The 15,820-nt window shown below is 59.6% G+C and carries 18 protein-coding genes and 1 pseudogene; 5 read left to right on the top strand and 14 right to left on the bottom strand.

Annotation, left to right across the window (positions count from 1 at the left end):
- Positions 1–296 precede the first annotated feature (296 nt).
- A complete protein-coding gene (locus J2X53_RS20995; protein WP_349039453.1) occupies positions 297–1,175 on the bottom strand; it encodes a phosphatase PAP2 family protein in 879 nt (292 codons plus the stop codon).
- A complete protein-coding gene (locus J2X53_RS20990; protein WP_349039452.1) occupies positions 1,168–1,731 on the bottom strand; it encodes a phosphatase PAP2 family protein in 564 nt (187 codons plus the stop codon). Before J2X53_RS20990 ends, J2X53_RS20995 begins: the two co-directional genes overlap by 8 nt.
- A 164-nt stretch (positions 1,732–1,895) precedes the next feature.
- On the opposite strand from J2X53_RS20990, the gene J2X53_RS20985 reads away from it, so the two are divergent.
- On the top strand, positions 1,896–2,861 hold the full coding sequence (locus tag J2X53_RS20985; RefSeq protein ID WP_349039451.1) for a LytTR family DNA-binding domain-containing protein: 966 nt from the start codon (positions 1,896–1,898) through the stop codon (positions 2,859–2,861).
- 98 nt (positions 2,862–2,959) lie between these two features.
- Here the strand turns inward: J2X53_RS20985 and J2X53_RS20980 are convergent, their stop codons facing one another.
- Positions 2,960–3,274, bottom strand: a complete 315-nt coding sequence (locus J2X53_RS20980; RefSeq protein WP_349039450.1) for a hypothetical protein — start codon at positions 3,272–3,274, stop codon at positions 2,960–2,962.
- Between the two features lie 237 nt (positions 3,275–3,511).
- Between J2X53_RS20980 and J2X53_RS20975 the strand changes: the two are divergent.
- A pseudogene (locus tag J2X53_RS20975) lies at positions 3,512–3,721 on the top strand (integrase); the annotation flags it as partial.
- Positions 3,722–3,969: 248 nt separating this feature from the next.
- Here the strand turns inward: J2X53_RS20975 and J2X53_RS20970 are convergent.
- From J2X53_RS20970 to J2X53_RS20945, 6 genes are read right to left on the bottom strand one after another with little or no spacing between them, the layout of a single operon-like run.
- Positions 3,970–4,692, bottom strand: a complete 723-nt coding sequence (locus tag J2X53_RS20970; protein ID WP_349039449.1) for an MBL fold metallo-hydrolase — start codon at positions 4,690–4,692, stop codon at positions 3,970–3,972.
- Between the two features lie 7 nt (positions 4,693–4,699).
- Positions 4,700–5,449, bottom strand: a complete 750-nt coding sequence (locus J2X53_RS20965) for an amino acid ABC transporter ATP-binding protein (protein ID WP_349039448.1) — start codon at positions 5,447–5,449, stop codon at positions 4,700–4,702.
- A complete protein-coding gene (locus J2X53_RS20960; protein WP_349039447.1) occupies positions 5,446–6,129 on the bottom strand; it encodes an amino acid ABC transporter permease in 684 nt (227 codons plus the stop codon). The genes J2X53_RS20965 and J2X53_RS20960 overlap by 4 nt, the downstream gene beginning before the upstream one ends.
- Positions 6,130–6,134: 5 nt before the next feature.
- Positions 6,135–7,016: a transporter substrate-binding domain-containing protein gene (locus J2X53_RS20955; RefSeq protein WP_349039446.1), complete on the bottom strand. Its 882-nt coding sequence runs from the start codon at positions 7,014–7,016 to the stop codon at positions 6,135–6,137.
- A 43-nt stretch (positions 7,017–7,059) separates the two neighbouring features.
- On the bottom strand, positions 7,060–7,956 hold the full coding sequence (locus J2X53_RS20950) for a LysR substrate-binding domain-containing protein (protein ID WP_349039445.1): 897 nt from the start codon (positions 7,954–7,956) through the stop codon (positions 7,060–7,062).
- 22 nt (positions 7,957–7,978) lie between these two features.
- On the bottom strand, positions 7,979–8,902 hold the full coding sequence (locus J2X53_RS20945) for a LysR substrate-binding domain-containing protein (RefSeq protein ID WP_349039444.1): 924 nt from the start codon (positions 8,900–8,902) through the stop codon (positions 7,979–7,981).
- A 100-nt stretch (positions 8,903–9,002) separates the two neighbouring features.
- Between J2X53_RS20945 and speB the strand changes: the two genes are divergently transcribed.
- Complete coding sequence (gene speB / locus J2X53_RS20940; protein ID WP_349039443.1) at positions 9,003–10,034, top strand: agmatinase; 1,032 nt, start codon at positions 9,003–9,005, stop codon at positions 10,032–10,034.
- Between the two features lie 9 nt (positions 10,035–10,043).
- Here speB and J2X53_RS20935 read toward each other — a convergent pair whose 3' ends face one another.
- The 4 genes from J2X53_RS20935 to J2X53_RS20920 form a co-directional block, all read right to left on the bottom strand.
- Positions 10,044–10,340 carry a transposase gene (locus J2X53_RS20935; protein WP_349039442.1) on the bottom strand — a complete coding sequence of 99 codons (297 nt, stop codon included), beginning with the start codon at positions 10,338–10,340 and terminating at the stop codon, positions 10,044–10,046.
- A complete protein-coding gene (locus J2X53_RS20930) occupies positions 10,337–11,005 on the bottom strand; it encodes a transposase (protein ID WP_349039441.1) in 669 nt (222 codons plus the stop codon). Before J2X53_RS20930 ends, J2X53_RS20935 begins: the two co-directional genes overlap by 4 nt.
- Positions 11,006–11,339: 334 nt before the next feature.
- The gene (locus J2X53_RS20925; RefSeq protein WP_349039440.1) at positions 11,340–12,314 is read right to left on the bottom strand and encodes a cation diffusion facilitator family transporter; all 975 of its coding nucleotides are present in this window, start codon (positions 12,312–12,314) and stop codon (positions 11,340–11,342) included.
- Positions 12,314–12,655 carry a hypothetical protein gene (locus tag J2X53_RS20920; protein ID WP_349039439.1) on the bottom strand — a complete coding sequence of 114 codons (342 nt, stop codon included), beginning with the start codon at positions 12,653–12,655 and terminating at the stop codon, positions 12,314–12,316. Before J2X53_RS20920 ends, J2X53_RS20925 begins: the two co-directional genes overlap by 1 nt.
- Positions 12,656–12,730: 75 nt before the next feature.
- Between J2X53_RS20920 and J2X53_RS20915 the strand changes: the two genes are divergently transcribed.
- The gene (locus tag J2X53_RS20915; protein ID WP_349039438.1) at positions 12,731–13,153 is read left to right on the top strand and encodes a helix-turn-helix domain-containing protein; all 423 of its coding nucleotides are present in this window, start codon (positions 12,731–12,733) and stop codon (positions 13,151–13,153) included.
- 261 nt (positions 13,154–13,414) lie between these two features.
- Here the strand turns inward: J2X53_RS20915 and J2X53_RS20910 are convergent, their stop codons facing one another.
- Complete coding sequence (locus J2X53_RS20910) at positions 13,415–14,053, bottom strand: GntR family transcriptional regulator (protein WP_349039437.1); 639 nt, start codon at positions 14,051–14,053, stop codon at positions 13,415–13,417.
- A gap of 143 nt (positions 14,054–14,196) precedes the next feature.
- Here J2X53_RS20910 and J2X53_RS20905 point away from each other — a divergent pair, with 143 nt between their 5' ends.
- Entirely contained in the window at positions 14,197–15,774 is a 1,578-nt protein-coding gene (locus J2X53_RS20905) for an ABC transporter substrate-binding protein (RefSeq protein ID WP_349039436.1), read from the top strand.
- Positions 15,775–15,820 lie beyond the last annotated feature (46 nt).

Below are 15,820 nucleotides of genomic sequence, written 5' to 3'. Positions count from 1 at the left end.
AACGGCCACCCCGCATCGCGCATTGACGATCTCATGCCTTGGGCCTTCCAAAAACCGTCAATCTAAAAGCCCAACGGGGTTCACGCACCGCTTACCAAGAAGCTCGGCATCCCGGTACTGAAGTTCGAAAAGGGGGCGTGAGCCCCCTAAACTTCACTTTCCGGCCCTTAGCCGCTACTCATCCCCGGTCGCAGCAATATCTGAACTTCCCCCAACCGGCCATTTATGCGACCGCAAAGAGCTTCATCTCGTTATGACTCTGGCGGATGAGGAATGCTCGCTAAGGCCTCGCGGGTTCAACCCACAGGTTCGACAACCCAAGCTCTGCAATATCCTGACGTGCACCTGCAGCAGTCGCACCGCATTGTAAGCGATTGGCGGGACCTGAAGCAGTGATCTGTCGACACCGTGTTTTGCTTTGGTCGCGCCGAGTGAACCCTGCGTAAAAATGGTCTTAGCAGCGCCGAAAACGTCATCGCCAGGAGAAGCGTAAAGAGTAGGGCAAAGACGGTGTCTGACAGAAAGTGCCGACCGGCGGCAACACGCTGCAAGGCAATTGCCAGTGGCAGGCCCAAAGCTGCAGCCAGCAACACGATCGATACGGTCTTGTGAAGTCTATGCCGCAGGTGAAAGCGAATGAGCAAAAGTGCCAGTGCCGTTACCGTGGTGCCCGAGACTTCTCCGGAAACAAAGGAACAGTTGCGCGTGCAGAAATCGACCATTTCGTTTGGTGGGCTGAAGTGCAGGGATCCGCCAAACTCGGTCACTTGCGCTGGCCTTACTCGGCCCCAGTGGGGCTTTGTCAGCATCTCTACCATCACACCCGGACCAAGGATGAAAAGCGTCAGGATAAAGCCCCAGGCGCGGGTTGGCAGAAGGACCTCGCGACCAGCCGTGCCAAGGACCGTGCCGACAGTGGCGGCAAGGCAAAGCAGGATGGCGAGAATCCAGACGGCCAAGCGCAGCGCCTCGGTCAGCGGATGGCCGTCGATCACGAACCCGGTCAACGGGTCGTGAAAGGCTTGTGAAACGCGCAGGTCGATCGCAGGCCAGATCGCGAAGACGGCAAAGCTGAGGAGGATGGAGGCAAGGAGGTGTGAAGTCAGGCGATCGGCATTGATGATGGCAAAGTTGCGACCACGCGTGCGGGTTCGCGCGATGTGGAAATCAGACATGGCGACCGCAAACCTTGCGCATCCAGCGGCCAGCGCCTTTCAGCCCGGCCAAGGGCATGCAAGCGATGGCCCAACCCCAGACGGCCCCGGCCATGGCCTGCCAAAGGCTGTGCCGGCCAGATTCAATCCGCGACTCACCGGTGACCGCCGCCGCCGCAACCGCCGCGGCCCGTGTGACCGGATGGAGCCCGGCGCAGTGTTTGATCATCTGCACCGCGCCAAAGGTTGCCACCGCTGCATGGCCGGACGGAAAGCCCCTGTCGCCGCCGTCCGGGCGCTTGCTGATCGGGCTTTCGCCAATGAAGTGCTTTGGACCCTTGATCCCGATCTGCAGCACGACAAACCGACCCACAGTCTCGACCGTCTCTCCGCGGGTCACAGCACAGCCCAGGGCGATGAGGGGCAGAATGACCTGCAAGCCGCTGCCCAGACGCCGGTTGTCCGGGACTGTCACCAGAACCGTCAGGACAAGAAGGACGGCAATCACGGCATCGGTCCGCAGGACAAGCCGTCGCAGCGGTCGTATGGCGGTCTGCAGAATGTTGGGCGGCATCATCGGTCGGGCACCTGAGCAAATTCTATGCGCGGTTCTCCGACCGGCATATCCGGTGCTGCACTTCTGCCCGGCCCGGAACCAGTCGATCTGCACGAACGGACACTGTGGATGCATGAATGACCGGAGCAGCGGTTTGCTTCTGGCGGAAGGTCAGCTAGCTTTCCATGAAAGCGGGTTACGAGCAGGTTCCCTTGTCCAGCAGATCACACTTTCCGACACTCGATGGCCTCGTTGCGCAGATCGATCCCAGAACTTCCTGGATCGGCTACCTGATTGCGGCAGGCACGCTCCTTTCCATCGGCCTTGCCCTGAGCGAGCCTTCGGCCTCGGCCGGGCTTGGCCTGCCAGCGCGCCTTGTCTTTTGGCTGATCCATGTTTCTTCCGCGTTGTTTCTGTTCGAAGTGGCACAAATCTACCTTGGCCGCATTGCGCTGTTCGAGCGTTTGCCGCCCCTCTTGTTGGTCATGACCGTCGGTATGGTGGGGGCGTTCCTCTTCGCGGTCTTCAACCTTCTGCTTCTGGACAGGATCGCCTTTTTGGGAGGCGACCATGAACCAATTTCCATTCTCGGTTTGATCGAAGAGTTGCGCGACAGTGGGGCGATATCGGTTTTGTTCTGGGTCCTTCTGAACAGCCCGCGCCTGATCATCATTGCCCAGCAGCAAGGTGCCGAGCACGCGGACGAACCACCGCCACTCGATGGGCCCGTAGCCCCACCAGTCACGGCCAGCGAACCGTCCGACGGGAGGGGACCGTTACTTGAACTGTTGTCGCGACTGCCACGGCGCATCGGCACAGATATCGTCGCGATCTCGGCTGAACTGCACTATCTGCGGGTCTACACGAGCGCGGGGGAGGCCTTGATCCTGATGTCTTTCGGCCGTGCGGTCAAAGCGCTTGGTGTGGTCCCGGGACAATTGATCCACCGCTCGCACTGGGTTGCGCTGCCCCATATGGTGGCGCTTGAGTCTGGCGGAAACCGAGTTTCATGTCGGCTTAATACCGGTCTGGTGCTGCCAGTCAGCCGCACCTACCGTGCAAGTTTGCGCGCAGCCCTCGCCGCGAGGGACGAGCAGCTCGTGCTGAAAAGCGCCCAGCGAATGTCAATTGTACCGAATTCCATCCGATGAACCAGAAACTCGGCAATCTTGAAAGAGATGCCGCCATGATGGGTGTTTTGGGTCTTCTGGCGTCGCAGGTTCGCGGCCTGACGCGTCCGCGATTCTAATCACTTGTGTTCTGCCGAAGGCGCGGAAAGCCGGTCCATACCGAGCTTTGAGCGAGCCGACACAATAAACCAGTTATTCCTTTCCAAGCGCAAAAAATCCACTTGGCCGCTTTTCGATGGCCTCGCCTTGGGTCGCACGGGGCGAGCAGATGGAGTGACCTGAAGATAACGGAGCAAAACCTGCTTCAGGTAACCGAAAAGGTCGCCATCATCAGCGATCGTGCACAAGTAACGAGAGCCGATGGACAACCCTACGCCGCTCTGGTCAGTTCGGCCTAGTTTCAGCGTGGGAATGAACGGAAGCTGGTATTTCATCAACACTCGCCCCTTTAATCCACTTCAGTCAGGTGCCAAACCGATCACATTGGTCCTATGACGCTCCGGGTCCGACATCAGTGCGAGCCAGCTATCGCGGCCAGTCGCGAGCACCTCAAAACGTGATGATGGCATTCACTGCGTGCCCGTACTCCCAACTGCGGCGAAGATCATCCCAATTGGCCGGGATCGACGTGCAAGCCCACTCTTATCGACATGCCAGTATGCGCGGATCTGCGCGACTGGGTTCTCTCGATCGGGCTTGAACCGAGCGCCTACGGCACCCATTCGATGCGACGCACGAAGGTTGCCCAGATTTACAAGAAGACTGGTAACCTGCGCTCTGTTCAACTTTTGCTCGGGCATACCAAGATGGACAGCACTGTTCGCTATCTTGGGGTCGACCTGGGCGATGCGCTGTCCTTGTCAGAAGGGATCGATCTGTAACTACTCCCGCCGACCGGCGTGCCATGCGCCGGTCGGCCCTTATCGGATGCTCGCCCTTCGTCGATGCTGCGCTGCGACGACTCCAAAGCCGCCGCTCGAAAAGTGCTGCAGCAAAGCCCTAGTAAACAAGACAATGATGCGGGATCTTCCGCCGGTCGCGGCGTTGGCGACCAACGTTTCATTTGGGGCCGAACGGAACCCCGGAAACGACTGCCTCAAGACCAGATGAATTGGGCAGCGCACGCACGTCAGTGCCGTTCGATGTAGTTTTGCGCAATCTCACGCAGCCTCGTTTGGGTCAAAGGCATGTTGTGGCCCGTAATCGCAAGGTCGATTTCGAGACTCGCCAGACGTTCCATCGTGCGGACATATGTTGCTGGATCGCTGCCCGGCAAATCGTCCACGATCTGGCCATCATAAATTGCGTCTCCGGCTATCAGCAGGCCGCGCACCGGATCGAAAAGACCCATCGAATCCGGGGAATGACCCGGCAATTCCAATACGGTGAACATGGTGCCAATGTCGACCATGTCGCCCTCTGCAAGAAGACGCGTCAACGGGGCGGGTTTCACGCAGTACGGCCCGGGCTTCCAGCCCGCTTCCGGCGTCTGGGTCAAGGGATCGGGCAGATCGCGGAAGATATGCGCCAGTGTAACGGTATCGGGCATATCAGCGAAGGCGGCAGCGCTGGCGGCGGGGCCGAAACGCTGCGTGAACTCATGAAACCCGCCGATGTGATCGACATGGGCGTGGGTGGCCAAGGCGATCAGCGGCTTGGCCGGATCGCGCTGCAACACCGGGGCCAGGGGTGCCAGCCCCATCCCGAAATCAACCAGCAAATCGGCCTCACGTCCCACGACCAGCCAGATGTTGGCGCGGAAATAGGGATGGACGTGTGGTTCGGTGATTTGCGTAATGCCGGGCCTGATCGTCGTTTGACGGAACCACGCGGTTTTTACCAGACGGTTCATTGCGTCCTCAATGCTGGATCTGGTTAAAGAAGGCCCGTGTCCGGTCCTGCACAGGGGCCGTGAACATCTGCTCAGGGCCACCTTCCTCGACAATCTGGCCCGCTTCCATGAAGACAAGCCGGTCTGCGACCCTTCGCGCAAAGCTCATCTCATGCGTGACGCAGATCATCGTCATGCCTTCCTCGGCCAGCGAGATCATGGTGTCCAGAACTTCCCGCACCATTTCCGGATCAAGCGCCGAAGTTGGTTCATCAAACAACATCACTTTAGGATTCATGCAAAGCGCACGGGCAATTGCCACGCGTTGCTGCTGTCCGCCAGACAACTGGTTGGGATACTTCAAAGCCTGCTCCGGGATCCGGACGCGGTGCAGGAACTTCATCGCCAGATCTTCAGCGCCCGACTTCGACAATCCCCGGATCAGCCGCGGTGCCAGCGTACAATTGTCCAGTACGGTTCGATGAGGGAACAGATTGAACTGCTGAAAGACCATTCCGACCTCGGATCTGACGGCGTCAATCCGCTTCACAGCATCGGTCAGTTCGACCCCGTTCACGCGAATGGTGCCGCCATCATGTGCTTCAAGCCGGTTAATACAGCGGATCATCGTGGATTTCCCCGAGCCGGAGGGGCCGCAGACCACCACTTTCTCCCCCTCACGCACGCTTAGATTAACAGCCTTTAAGGCGTGAAAGGTGCCGTAATGCTTGTGGACGTCGATCAGTTCGACACTCAGGGCGGTGGCTGCTGCGGTCATCGGCTGTAACCTTTCGACAGGGCGCGCTCAATGCGGGCTTGAAGCACAGTCAGAATGGCAACGATCCCGAGATACCAGATCAGAACGGCACCATACCACTCCAGGAACCTGAAGCTGGCGGCGATGGCGAGATTGGTGACGGTCATCAGTTCCTTCAATGAGATGACAGAGGCGAGCGATGTGGTTTTTACCAGCGATATCAACTCGTTCATCAGTGCTGGCGTCGCAATGCGCAGTGCTTGTGGCAGCACGATATAGAAGAACACATGCCAGCGATGCAAACCTAAGGCCTGCGCGCCTTCAGTCTGCCCATGATTTACCGCCGCATAGGCACTGCGCAGGATTTCCGTCGTATAGGCGATCTGGATCAGCGTCAGGGCAATGAAGGCGGCCAGGAAGGGTGAGAACCAGGACGCCCGGAAGGCGGGAAACAACTGCGGCAGGCCGTTCCAGATCATCAGAATGATCAGCAGAGCCGGCGCGCCCCTGAACAGCCAGACATATCCGGCGATTGCGCTACGGATCAGCCGGTTGCGGGAAGTCGCCAAAGCAGCCGTGCCAAGGCTGATCGTCAAGGATGTCACCTGAACCGCTGCGGTCAACAGCAGCATCACGATGGCCCCTTTTAACAGGGGCCATCCGAACAATGCGCTGAGGAAAAGATCGCTATCGAACGACATCCGGGTCAGTTCTTGACATCAATGATAGAGGCCGCAAGCTTCCATTTCGCCACAATTTCCGCAAGCTTTCCTGAGTCTTTCAGGCTTGAAAACCCTTCCTTCAGCGCCGCAAGATCCGCTGCATCCTTGCGGATGTAAATCGCGTAGGTTTCCACTTCTGGGTAGGTGAACGGAATTGCGAGCTGTCCCGGAAGTTGTGTCTCGCGAAAGGCGGCGGTGGTGTCCTGTGTGATCGTCGCGGCGGCACGGCCGATAAGAATCTGCTCGAAGACGCGCGCCGCACCCGGATAGGTCTGCACGTCGACCAGGGGTTTGCCAGCCGTTGCAAGTGTATCGTTCAGGTTTTTGGCGCGATCTTCGTAGGTCGTGCCGCCTTCAATCGCAAGAATCTTGCCGCTGAGGTCTTCCGGTGTTGTGGTTGTCGTATCTGCCGCAGGCACCACCATGACCACATAAGTGTTCATATGTCCGATACCGTCATAGATTTCGAGCCGCTCTTGCGTCAGCGACATGCCACTGGCGACCATGTCGCAACGCTCTGCCGCAAGAGAGGGCAGGAGGCCCGCAAAGTCGCCCACAACAAAGTCTGTCCCGACTCCCCAGTGTTCTGCAAACGCATGCACCAGGTCGACTTCATAACCTACCATATCGGTGTCACCGGGATTCTGGTAGAACTGCATCGGAGGAAAATCGCCGCTGGTGCAGATGGTAAGCTTGCCGTCCTTCACAAAAGATGGCGTGTCGGCCATCGCGGCAGCAGATGTCGCAGCAAGGGCCAGGCTGAGCGCCCAGACGCATTTCGGGTGTGTCATATTGAACTCCATGTTGGATAAGGGAATCCAGTCTTGGCTTTGCCGGATTTCGGGAAAGACAATCGCAAATGCCAACGTCAATCAATCGAAGTTTATTGACCAAAAAACTATAGAAATACTAAACTGTGTTTGCGGGAGAGACCTGAGCAATCAACCAGTCAACGAAATGACTGACGCCCCTGTCGCGCAGCTTTTCCTCGACGCAGAGCAGATGATAGTTCTTTGCCGCCGGGACCGAAAGCGTCACTGGTTGCACCAGACGGCCTTCATCCAGATCGCGCGCGGCAATGATATCATCAACCAGCGCCACACCCTCACCATCCCGCGCGGCTTGTAGCAACACTCCAAAGTCGCGAAAATAGACATCCGCGTCACCCGGCCAGGGAACACGCGCCTGCGCCAGCCAGCGTCGCCATTCTGATCCGTCATCTTCATGCAAAAGCCGGTGCTGAACGATGTCGCTCACGTGTCTGATGCCGCGGCTGCCCCGCAGCAACTGTGGGCTACAGACCGGCATCAGCCGGATCCCATGCAGCATCCGCCACCAGTAGCCGGGCCAGGGCGGGTTGCCATAGATGATCGCCGCGTCAATGCGGCGCCAGTCAAGCTGGGCGAATTCAGTGGCGGAATCGACGTGCAGCCGCAGCCAGGGATGCTCATCCATGAACCGGAACAGCCGTGGACTAAGCCATGTTGAGGTCAGTTCCGGCGGCAAGGAAAGCCGCAGGGTCATTGCTTCGGCAGGGCCTTCGTTGACGGCTTCGCGCACGCCTTCCGACAGGCCCGCCAATGCTGTGCCAACATGGCGCTGCAAAAGCGCGCCGCGATCGGTGATGACCAGCCGCCGCCCCCGCTTTTCGAACAGATCCACCCCCATCTGTTCCTGCAAAATGCGCAACTGATGGCTGACTGCTCCCACGGTAATACTCAATTCGGCAGCGGCCGCCGCCAATTGACCATGGCGGGCAACACATTCGAACACCCGCAGGCTGTTTAAGGGAGGCAGGCGGGTCATGCGGAACCTGATCGGTTTGTCATCATCTCCTCCGAGAAGACCACCCGCGTGCGTCTGCGGCAAGATGCTGCGGCAGGCTTTGTGCGGCAAGATGGCAGATCCAGTCAATCGCCTGAGCGATCTGTGGCCTGTCCAGGCTGGAAGGAAGGCACACCACATGAAACGCGGCAGGCATCAGGATCGAGTGCGCCAGAGGCATGACCAACCGCCCCTGTGCCAGGGCTGTGGCTGCCGTCACCTCATCGCCAAGCGCAACGCCCAAACCTGCAATCGCCGCCTCAATACCAAGGCGCGCATCGGGCAGATGATGCGCCTGACCACTCGGAAGCGCAACGCCGGTTTCTGCCGACCAATTCCGCCATTCTGTTCCGTCATCGCCATGCAACAGCACATGCCGGGCCAGATCCTGCGTCCGCCGCACCGGCATCCGATGAAGCAATGCAGGGCTGACAACGGGAAACAGGCGCACCGGCGCAAGCATCCTGCTCCACAGATCCGGGGGCGGCCGGTCATAGACCAGCGCTATGTCAACATCACCGCGCCGCAAGGCTACTGTTTCATTTGAAGCCAGTATACGCAGCGACACGTCGGGACGCAGCCGGGTGAATTCCGGCAGCGCGGGCAAGAGCCAATGGCTCAACAAGGCAGGCACACAGGTCAGACGCAATTCACCGGCAGCGGGATCCTCCAGCCCGGAAATCATGGTGCGCAGACTGTCAAAGGCACGCTGAACCTGTGGCACCAGAGCGCGCCCGCTGTCCGTCAGGTGCAAGCGGCGTCGCTCAAGAACGAAAAGCCGCACCTGCAACGCTTGTTCCAGCCCGCGGATCTGCTGGCTGACCGCCCCATGCGTCACGCCGAGCGCCCGCGCCGCCGCCGACAGTGAGCCATGACGTGCCACTGCTTCGAAAGCGCGCAAACCGTTCAGAGGGGGAAGTCGGTCCATCTGTTAGAAAAACTCCGATCAGATGACAACAATGTATGAATTGATCTTACATTGCCAGTGGAGGATCATGCCAGAAGCACATGACAGTGAAGGTTTGGCAATGCCCCTGGATCCGACGCAACTGGCGCAACTGCGCGCCCGGTTTGACAATGAGAATAGCTCCAACATTTATGACCGGCGCTTTGCCCGCGTTGGCGGGCAGTTGTTCAAGGCTGGCAAACGGGCGATGCCATGGTCAGGGGTGCCAACCCTTCTGGGCGCGCCATTTGCAACCGACCCTGGCGGTCTCCAGGTCGCGCTGACTGGATTGCCAATGGATCTGGCGGTCACCAATCGCTCCGGAACACGCTTTGGGCCCCGGGCCCTTCGCCAGGTCGAACGCATCGGCCCCTATAATCATGCTTTGGATTGTCTGCCCCTGCACGATCTGCGTGTGGCTGATATCGGCGATTGCCAGTTCTCCAGCCGCTACGATCTGGAACAAAGTCATCGCGACATTGAGGCGCATATCGCTGCAATTCTGGCGGCGGGCGCCATTCCGCTTTCGGTTGGGGGCGATCATTCGGTTACGCATCCGATCCTGAAAGCGATCGGACGCGATTGTCCGGTGGGGCTGATTCACATTGACGCCCATTGCGACACCGGTGGTCGCATGGAAGGCACTAAATTCCACCACGGCGGACCGATGCGTAATGCGGTGCTGGATGGTGTGCTCGACCCGACCCGCACCATCCAGATCGGCATCCGGGGTGCGGCGGAATATTTGTGGGAGTTTTCCTATGAATCGGGGATGACAGTCATCCACGCTGAAGAAATTGACGCTATGGGTATCCCGGCTCTCATAAGGAAGGCGCGCGAAGTGGTGGGCGAAGGTCCGGTCTATCTGTCCTTTGATATTGATGCGGTCGACCCTGCGCTTGCCCCCGGCACCGGAACGCCCGAAGTCGGTGGTCTGAACACCCGCGAGGTTCTGGAACTGGTGCGGGGCCTTAAAGGCCTGAACCTGATCGGGGGCGATGTGGTGGAAGTGGCGCCTCAATACGATGCCACTGATGCCACCGCACGGATCGGCGCGCAGGTCCTGTTCGAGATCCTCAGCCTGCTTTGTTTTAGCCCGGCGGCGCGCCTCTAGAAACGGTGTTTAGTCGACTGGATTTTGTTGCCACGGGACACATGTTTTCAGGATCCCGTTTGCTATGGTGACCAGCTTGCGGGCGATGGCAACGATGGCGAGTTTGTGCAGCTTGCCGCGCATTTTGAGGCGCTGCGCGACCGGCTTAAGAACTGGATTGTGACAGGCGGTGGCAAGTGCGGCCTCGAACAAGACATGCCGAAGTGAGCGTCTCCCCCCTGCGATTGCGCCCCTTCCTCGCATCGCACCACTGTCGTGTGGGACAGGTGCAAGGCCGGTCATGGCCGCAGCCTCTCCGGATGTCATCCGGCCGAGTTCTGGCATTCCGCGATCAGCATGGCCGAGGAGACCGGGCCAATCCCGGGGATGGACCGCAGAAGCCTTGCCTTTTCAGCCGCGGCTTCCTCCTGCGCAATGACGCTTTCGATCCGTCGCTCGAGATCACTGACCTGCGTGTCCAGCATGGCCCTGAGGTCCGCATCCATGCCCTCGACGTCGGCGGGGATGTCTTGCTTCCTGCGCGCCGCGATCTGTGCCAAAAGCCGCTTGCGCATGTCCACGATCTGCGCCCTGCGCGTAGTCAACGCCCTGAGAATACGCAAATTCTCGGTCGGCAGCCGTCGACCGGCTTCCGGTCGGAACAGCATGAACCGGGCGATCAGCTCTGCATCGATCCGGTCTGTCTTCGCGCGCGTGCCCCGGGAAAGGGCAAAGGCCTTGATCTGTGCCGGGGGCAACTGGCCTGCATCGATCTCCGCCGCCACAAGCGTGGCCCAGAGCACCCACTCCTGACCGCCCGTCGCTTCAAACCCGATCTTGACGGGGCCGGGCATCTCCCGGATCGCCGCGACCAGCAGCTCGTGGCCCGCTGGCGAGTTCGCCAGTCGGAACCTCTGCTCTCCGGGAAAGCAAAACCCGTCCAGCCAATCGCGGGACACATCTATCCCGACCACGGTCGTTGCTGTTATCATGTCACTCTCTCTTCCTTATGCTTCGCGGTCCCGGAAAACGGGCCGCCGTCAACTGTTCGAGACGGTGAGGAGAGGCGGGATCAGCCTGCTAGAAAACGTGTTCATCGCTTCCGGACCGAGAACGCTGCACCTGCCTGAGTGTCCTCTGCCGGTCGGCCTCTGACAATGTTGGGTGGCCGCGTTTCCGGAAGCTGACATTCGCCTGACACCGCAGCAAAGTCTCGGCCACGATGGTAGCGATGCGGACGAACCGGGCTTTCGCTGCGCTAAGCGCGAATGTCGGGTTTAATCGAATCTGAATCTGCCCATTCCTCCATCGGGGAAGCATGGCACTTCACCCATCTTGCACCACGCCTGTCGCCACCTCGACGGTCACATGCTCCATCCCAGTCGTCTCGCGCACGCGGTTCTTCACGGCGCGGCGCACGTCGTCTGCCACCGCGCCGGGCGCGAGCTCGATCTCCAACGTGGCCATGGGACGCTCCTGTGTGATCGACCAGGCGTGGACGTGATGGGCGCGGGCCACGCCGGGCAGTGTTGCTTCCAAATCGGCTGCGACGGAGCGCGCGTCGAAGCCGGCGGGCGCGCCTTCGAGCAGGATATGCCCACTCTCGCGCACGACGGCCCAGGCCGAACGCAGGATAAGGAGGACGACCACCACCGACAGGATCGGGTCGATGGGGGCCCAACCTGTCCAGATAATGATGAGCGAGGCCCCAATTGCCGCGACCGAGCCCAGCAGGTCGCCCAACACGTGCAGCGCCGCGGCGCGGACGTTGAGGTTGTCGCCCTCGGCGTTGCTGAGCACCCAGAAGGCTAGAACGTTCACCACGAGCCCCCCCACCGCGACCCAAAGCATCAGCCCGCCCAGCACCTCATGCGGATCAAGCAAGCGCTGGATGGCTTCGAACAGAATCCACCCCGCGATGGCGAACAGCGTGATTCCGTTCACGAAGGCTGCCAGCACCGAGAAGCGGTCGAAGCCGTAGGTCCGCTTCCAATCCGCTGGTCGTCGCGCCAGCCGGAAGGCCAACCAAGCCAGTAGTAGCGAGGCGAAGTCGATCAGCATGTGGCCTGCGTCAGCCAAGAGCGCGAGCGATCCGGAGACGAGCCCTCCGATGACTTCCAGCCCCATGAAGCTGCCCGTCAGGACCGCGGCGATGAGGATAGCGCGTTCCTTGGATCGGCGGGCCTCCGGCGAGTCGTTGGCCGAGAGGGTCGGGCCATGCGAATGGCCCGTGTGCCCATGCCCGTGCCCATGCCCGTGCCCATGCCCGTGCGCGTGATTGTGATCGTGTCCCGCCCTCATTACCGTGCCTCCGCCCGAAGATCCGTGTCTGCCGGGGGCGCCTCGCGCCAATGGCGGATCTCACCGACGCGGTCGTTCATCCAGTGGCGGATCGCATGGCCGCAGAGACGGCCGCGCACGACGCCGACCATCTGGCGATGTTCGCCATAGAAGGCGTTCGGATCGTCACAGAGGCAAAGTTCGCGTTTGTAGCCGAACGCGATCTTGTTCCGCACGATGTCATAGGCAGCGCCGATGCGCTCGAAGCACGAAAGGTCCCGGCCGCTTTCTGCGTGCAGATTGTGGGTCTCGAGGGCGTCGAAGTTCAGCAGTTCGGTGCGGCGGAGGTGTCGGTCGGTCATGGCTAAGCTCTTGATTCGTTTTGACCCCATTGGGTATACGATCTACAGCGACTATAGCTTCAAGGAGTAATCGCGATGCAGAGCCATTCCATCGGCGCGCTTTCCAATCGCACCGGCGTGAAGGTGACGACGATCCGCTTCTATGAGGGGCGTGGCCTCCTGCCCGATCCCGGTCGCACGGGCGGAGGGCAACGTCGCTACGGCGACGCCGAGCTGGACCGGCTGTCCTTCATCGCCCATGCCCGACAGCTCGGCTTCGGCCTTGACGCCATCGCCGAACTGATCGCGTTGCAGGAGACGCCCCAGACGGCCCATGGAGACGCGCACCGCATTGCAAAGGATCACATTTCCGATATTCGAGATCGGATCGAGCGGCTACGGCGGCTGGAGATGGAATTGGTGCGTGTCGTAAATGCCTGCGACGGTCGATCCGACGGGCATCCTTGCCGGGTGCTGCACGCCCTCGCCGGCCATCAAGCTTGCGACGGCGAGCACTGAGACGGTGCTGATGGGTGCAGCCAGTTGATGCGGCTGTGCAAAGCACTTTCGGTGTTTCAAAAGGTTTTCGATCGGCAATCCCGTATCAATGTCGCGATCCCGGCCCTTTGCTGTCGGTCGTCGGTCGATCTGACGTTGCGCCGCACTTCTCCAGATCGGTCACTCGTGCAACGGGCAGCAGTCCTTCAAACTGCCGCCTGATCTGGCGTCACCAACTTTCGGCGATATCTCCCTTCCCACCGCCATATGCCCGCCCCCGGGTCACGCCTGCCTTTGCAGGAAAAGATTGTGGAACTTGTCGGCCTGAATGGCCACATGGTTCCAGATCGCACTCTCCGCCGCCTCCGCATCCCCGGCAAGCAGGGCATTCAGGATCGCCTCATGCTCCTCAAAAGACTGCCCCACACGGTTCAACGACCGCAACTGCAGCCGCCGATAAGGCTGCAGCCGCCGATGCAAAGCACTGGCCTGTTGCTCCAGAAACGGGTTGCCACTGGCATGATAGATTGAGCGGTGGAAAGCTTCATTCTCATAGTAATAAGCATCCGCCCCCACATCCCGCGCAATCCGGCACGCCTCATGCGCCGCCTGGATCGATTCCCGGTCCGCCGCCGTCATCCGCCGGACCGCCAGCCGAACCGCCAGCATCTCCAGCCCCGCCATAACCTCGAACATGTTCACCAGATCCACCGGCGAGTTGTCGCAGACCACAGCGCCGCGCCGTTCGCGGATGTCCACCAGACCGGCCTCCTGCAACTGACGCAGAGCCTCACGCACAGGCGTCCGGGACACCCCGTATTGTTCTGCAAGGACTTTTTCTTCCAGCCGCCCACCGGGGACATAGACACCTGACAGGATCGCTTCCTCGATTGTGTCTCTCAGCGAGTTCTTTTTTGCCATGGTGCGGCCCTTCCAAGCGTACTTTATCTGCCATCATGTATACAAGGAGTTGACTCATGTATACTTATATCCCTATTGAGTGTACACGTAGAGGCGTCGCTGCTGCAATAGCGCGCCGTGCGTTATCTTGGGGAGGAAGAAACGTGGAACTCAACACCATTGCCAAATCCATCAGCGTGGCCGCGCTGCTCAGTTGTGCCGGACTTGGCGTCGCACAGGCGGACTCCGTCCTCGTGCTTCGCGATGTGGGCGATATTCAGCAGATGGATCCGCTTGCAAGCACGAACTATCCCATGCGCGACATGTCCTATCTGCTGTGGGATACATTGTTTGCCATGGACGAAAACTTTGAAGCCCAGCCCCAGATGGTGGGTGCCTATTCTGTCAGCGATGACGGCATGACCTATGAATTCACCCTGCGTGACGGATTGCTGTTCCATGACGGCGCGCCAGTGACCACGGTTGATGTGATTGCGTCAATTGAACGCTGGATGACCAAGGACAGCCTGGGCCTTCAGATTGCGCAGCGGCTTGTCAGCATGGAAGCCATCGATGACAGCTCATGGCGCATTGTGCTGAATGAACCCTTCGGTCAGCTTTTGAACGGCCTTGGCCGGATGACGGCCTATCCGCTGTTCATCATGCCGGAACGTCTGGCAAAAACGCCGATTGGTGAAAAGCTGCCTGACCTTATTGGCTCTGGCCCCTTCAAGCTGGCGGAATGGCGTCCGGGCGTTGTTTTTGCGGTTGAGAAATTTCAGGAATACGTGCCCCGCGATGAACCGCCCAGCAATCTTGCCGGTGGCAAGGTGGCCAAGGTGGACCGGATCGAGCGTGCCACGATTCCGGATGACATGAGCGCGGTGAATGCCCTGCTGTCCGGCGAAATCGACTTGTTGAAGGGCATACCGTATGATGCCCTAGCCCTGCTCGACACCGAAGACAATCTGGAATACGGCGCACGCCCGCTGTTAGGTCAGAGCATCCAGATCGTTCTGAACCACACTCAGCCACCATTTGACAACATCAAGGTGCGCCAAGCCGTGCAACTGGCACTCAGCCAGCAAGATTTTATGGCGACTTTGCTGGGTGACCGCGACGATCTGTATGAAATTTGCGCAGCGATTTTCATGTGCGGCGGCCCTTTCGAGACAGATGTGAACAGCGAACGCTATATGAACGAGAACTTCGAGGCATCGAAGGCACTGTTGGAGGAGGCAGGATATGACGGGACGCCGATCACATATCTGCATCCGGTCGACCAGCAGTTTCAACGTGATATGGGTACTGTTCTTATCGACAAGCTTCGCAGTGGTGGATTTGTTGTGGATGCCCGCCAGATCGACTTGGCTACCATGTTTTCGCGTCGCAGCAACAACGGGCCTGTTTCTGAAGGTGGCTGGAACATGTTCCTGACGGCCTTTGGCGGCGATGCGATGATGGACCCCCTGACCAACCCTTATGTATCCGGAGCCTGTGAAGAGGCTTTCGTCGGCTGGCCCTGCGATGAAGAACTCCAAGCGAACTGGCGTGAATTCCTCTTGGCTGACACCAATGATGCGCGGATGGCTGCCGCGGTGAAAATTCAGGACCGCTCGAACGAGATTGTGACGTTCGTTCCGATGGGGCAATACTTCGGCGTCACTGCCTGGAAGACATCAGTGAGTGGTCAGATCGATAGCCCGGTCAGTGTTTACTGGAACATCGAAAAAGCCGAGTAACCCTTCTCCAGCTTAAACGGGCCGGCGTTCTGGACCGGCCCGTTCG

The organism is Pseudotabrizicola sp. 4114 (assembly GCF_031457365.1).
Lineage (GTDB): Bacteria > Pseudomonadota > Alphaproteobacteria > Rhodobacterales > Rhodobacteraceae > Pseudotabrizicola.
This window is presented reverse-complemented; position numbering and strand designations above follow the sequence as displayed.

Bases quoted from the DNA above. Each gene is read 5' to 3' on its own strand.
- J2X53_RS20995 (WP_349039453.1), bottom strand. From the start codon at position 1,175: ATGTCTGATTTCCACATCGCGCGAACCCGCACGCGTGGTCGCAACTTT.
- J2X53_RS20925 (WP_349039440.1), bottom strand. From the start codon at position 12,314: ATGAGGGCGGGACACGATCACAATCACGCGCACGGGCATGGGCACGGG.
- J2X53_RS20960 (WP_349039447.1), bottom strand. From the start codon at position 6,129: ATGTCGTTCGATAGCGATCTTTTCCTCAGCGCATTGTTCGGATGGCCC.
- J2X53_RS20980 (WP_349039450.1), bottom strand. From the start codon at position 3,274: ATGAAATACCAGCTTCCGTTCATTCCCACGCTGAAACTAGGCCGAACT.
- J2X53_RS20910 (WP_349039437.1), bottom strand. From the start codon at position 14,053: ATGGCAAAAAAGAACTCGCTGAGAGACACAATCGAGGAAGCGATCCTG.
- J2X53_RS20915 (WP_349039438.1), top strand. From the start codon at position 12,731: ATGCAGAGCCATTCCATCGGCGCGCTTTCCAATCGCACCGGCGTGAAG.
- J2X53_RS20935 (WP_349039442.1), bottom strand. From the start codon at position 10,340: ATGACATCCGGAGAGGCTGCGGCCATGACCGGCCTTGCACCTGTCCCA.
- J2X53_RS20920 (WP_349039439.1), bottom strand. From the start codon at position 12,655: ATGACCGACCGACACCTCCGCCGCACCGAACTGCTGAACTTCGACGCC.
- speB (WP_349039443.1), top strand. From the start codon at position 9,003: ATGCCCCTGGATCCGACGCAACTGGCGCAACTGCGCGCCCGGTTTGAC.
- J2X53_RS20930 (WP_349039441.1), bottom strand. From the start codon at position 11,005: ATGATAACAGCAACGACCGTGGTCGGGATAGATGTGTCCCGCGATTGG.
- J2X53_RS20950 (WP_349039445.1), bottom strand. From the start codon at position 7,956: ATGACCCGCCTGCCTCCCTTAAACAGCCTGCGGGTGTTCGAATGTGTT.
- J2X53_RS20945 (WP_349039444.1), bottom strand. From the start codon at position 8,902: ATGGACCGACTTCCCCCTCTGAACGGTTTGCGCGCTTTCGAAGCAGTG.
- J2X53_RS20965 (WP_349039448.1), bottom strand. From the start codon at position 5,449: ATGACCGCAGCAGCCACCGCCCTGAGTGTCGAACTGATCGACGTCCAC.
- J2X53_RS20990 (WP_349039452.1), bottom strand. From the start codon at position 1,731: ATGATGCCGCCCAACATTCTGCAGACCGCCATACGACCGCTGCGACGG.
- J2X53_RS20970 (WP_349039449.1), bottom strand. From the start codon at position 4,692: ATGAACCGTCTGGTAAAAACCGCGTGGTTCCGTCAAACGACGATCAGG.
- J2X53_RS20985 (WP_349039451.1), top strand. From the start codon at position 1,896: ATGAAAGCGGGTTACGAGCAGGTTCCCTTGTCCAGCAGATCACACTTT.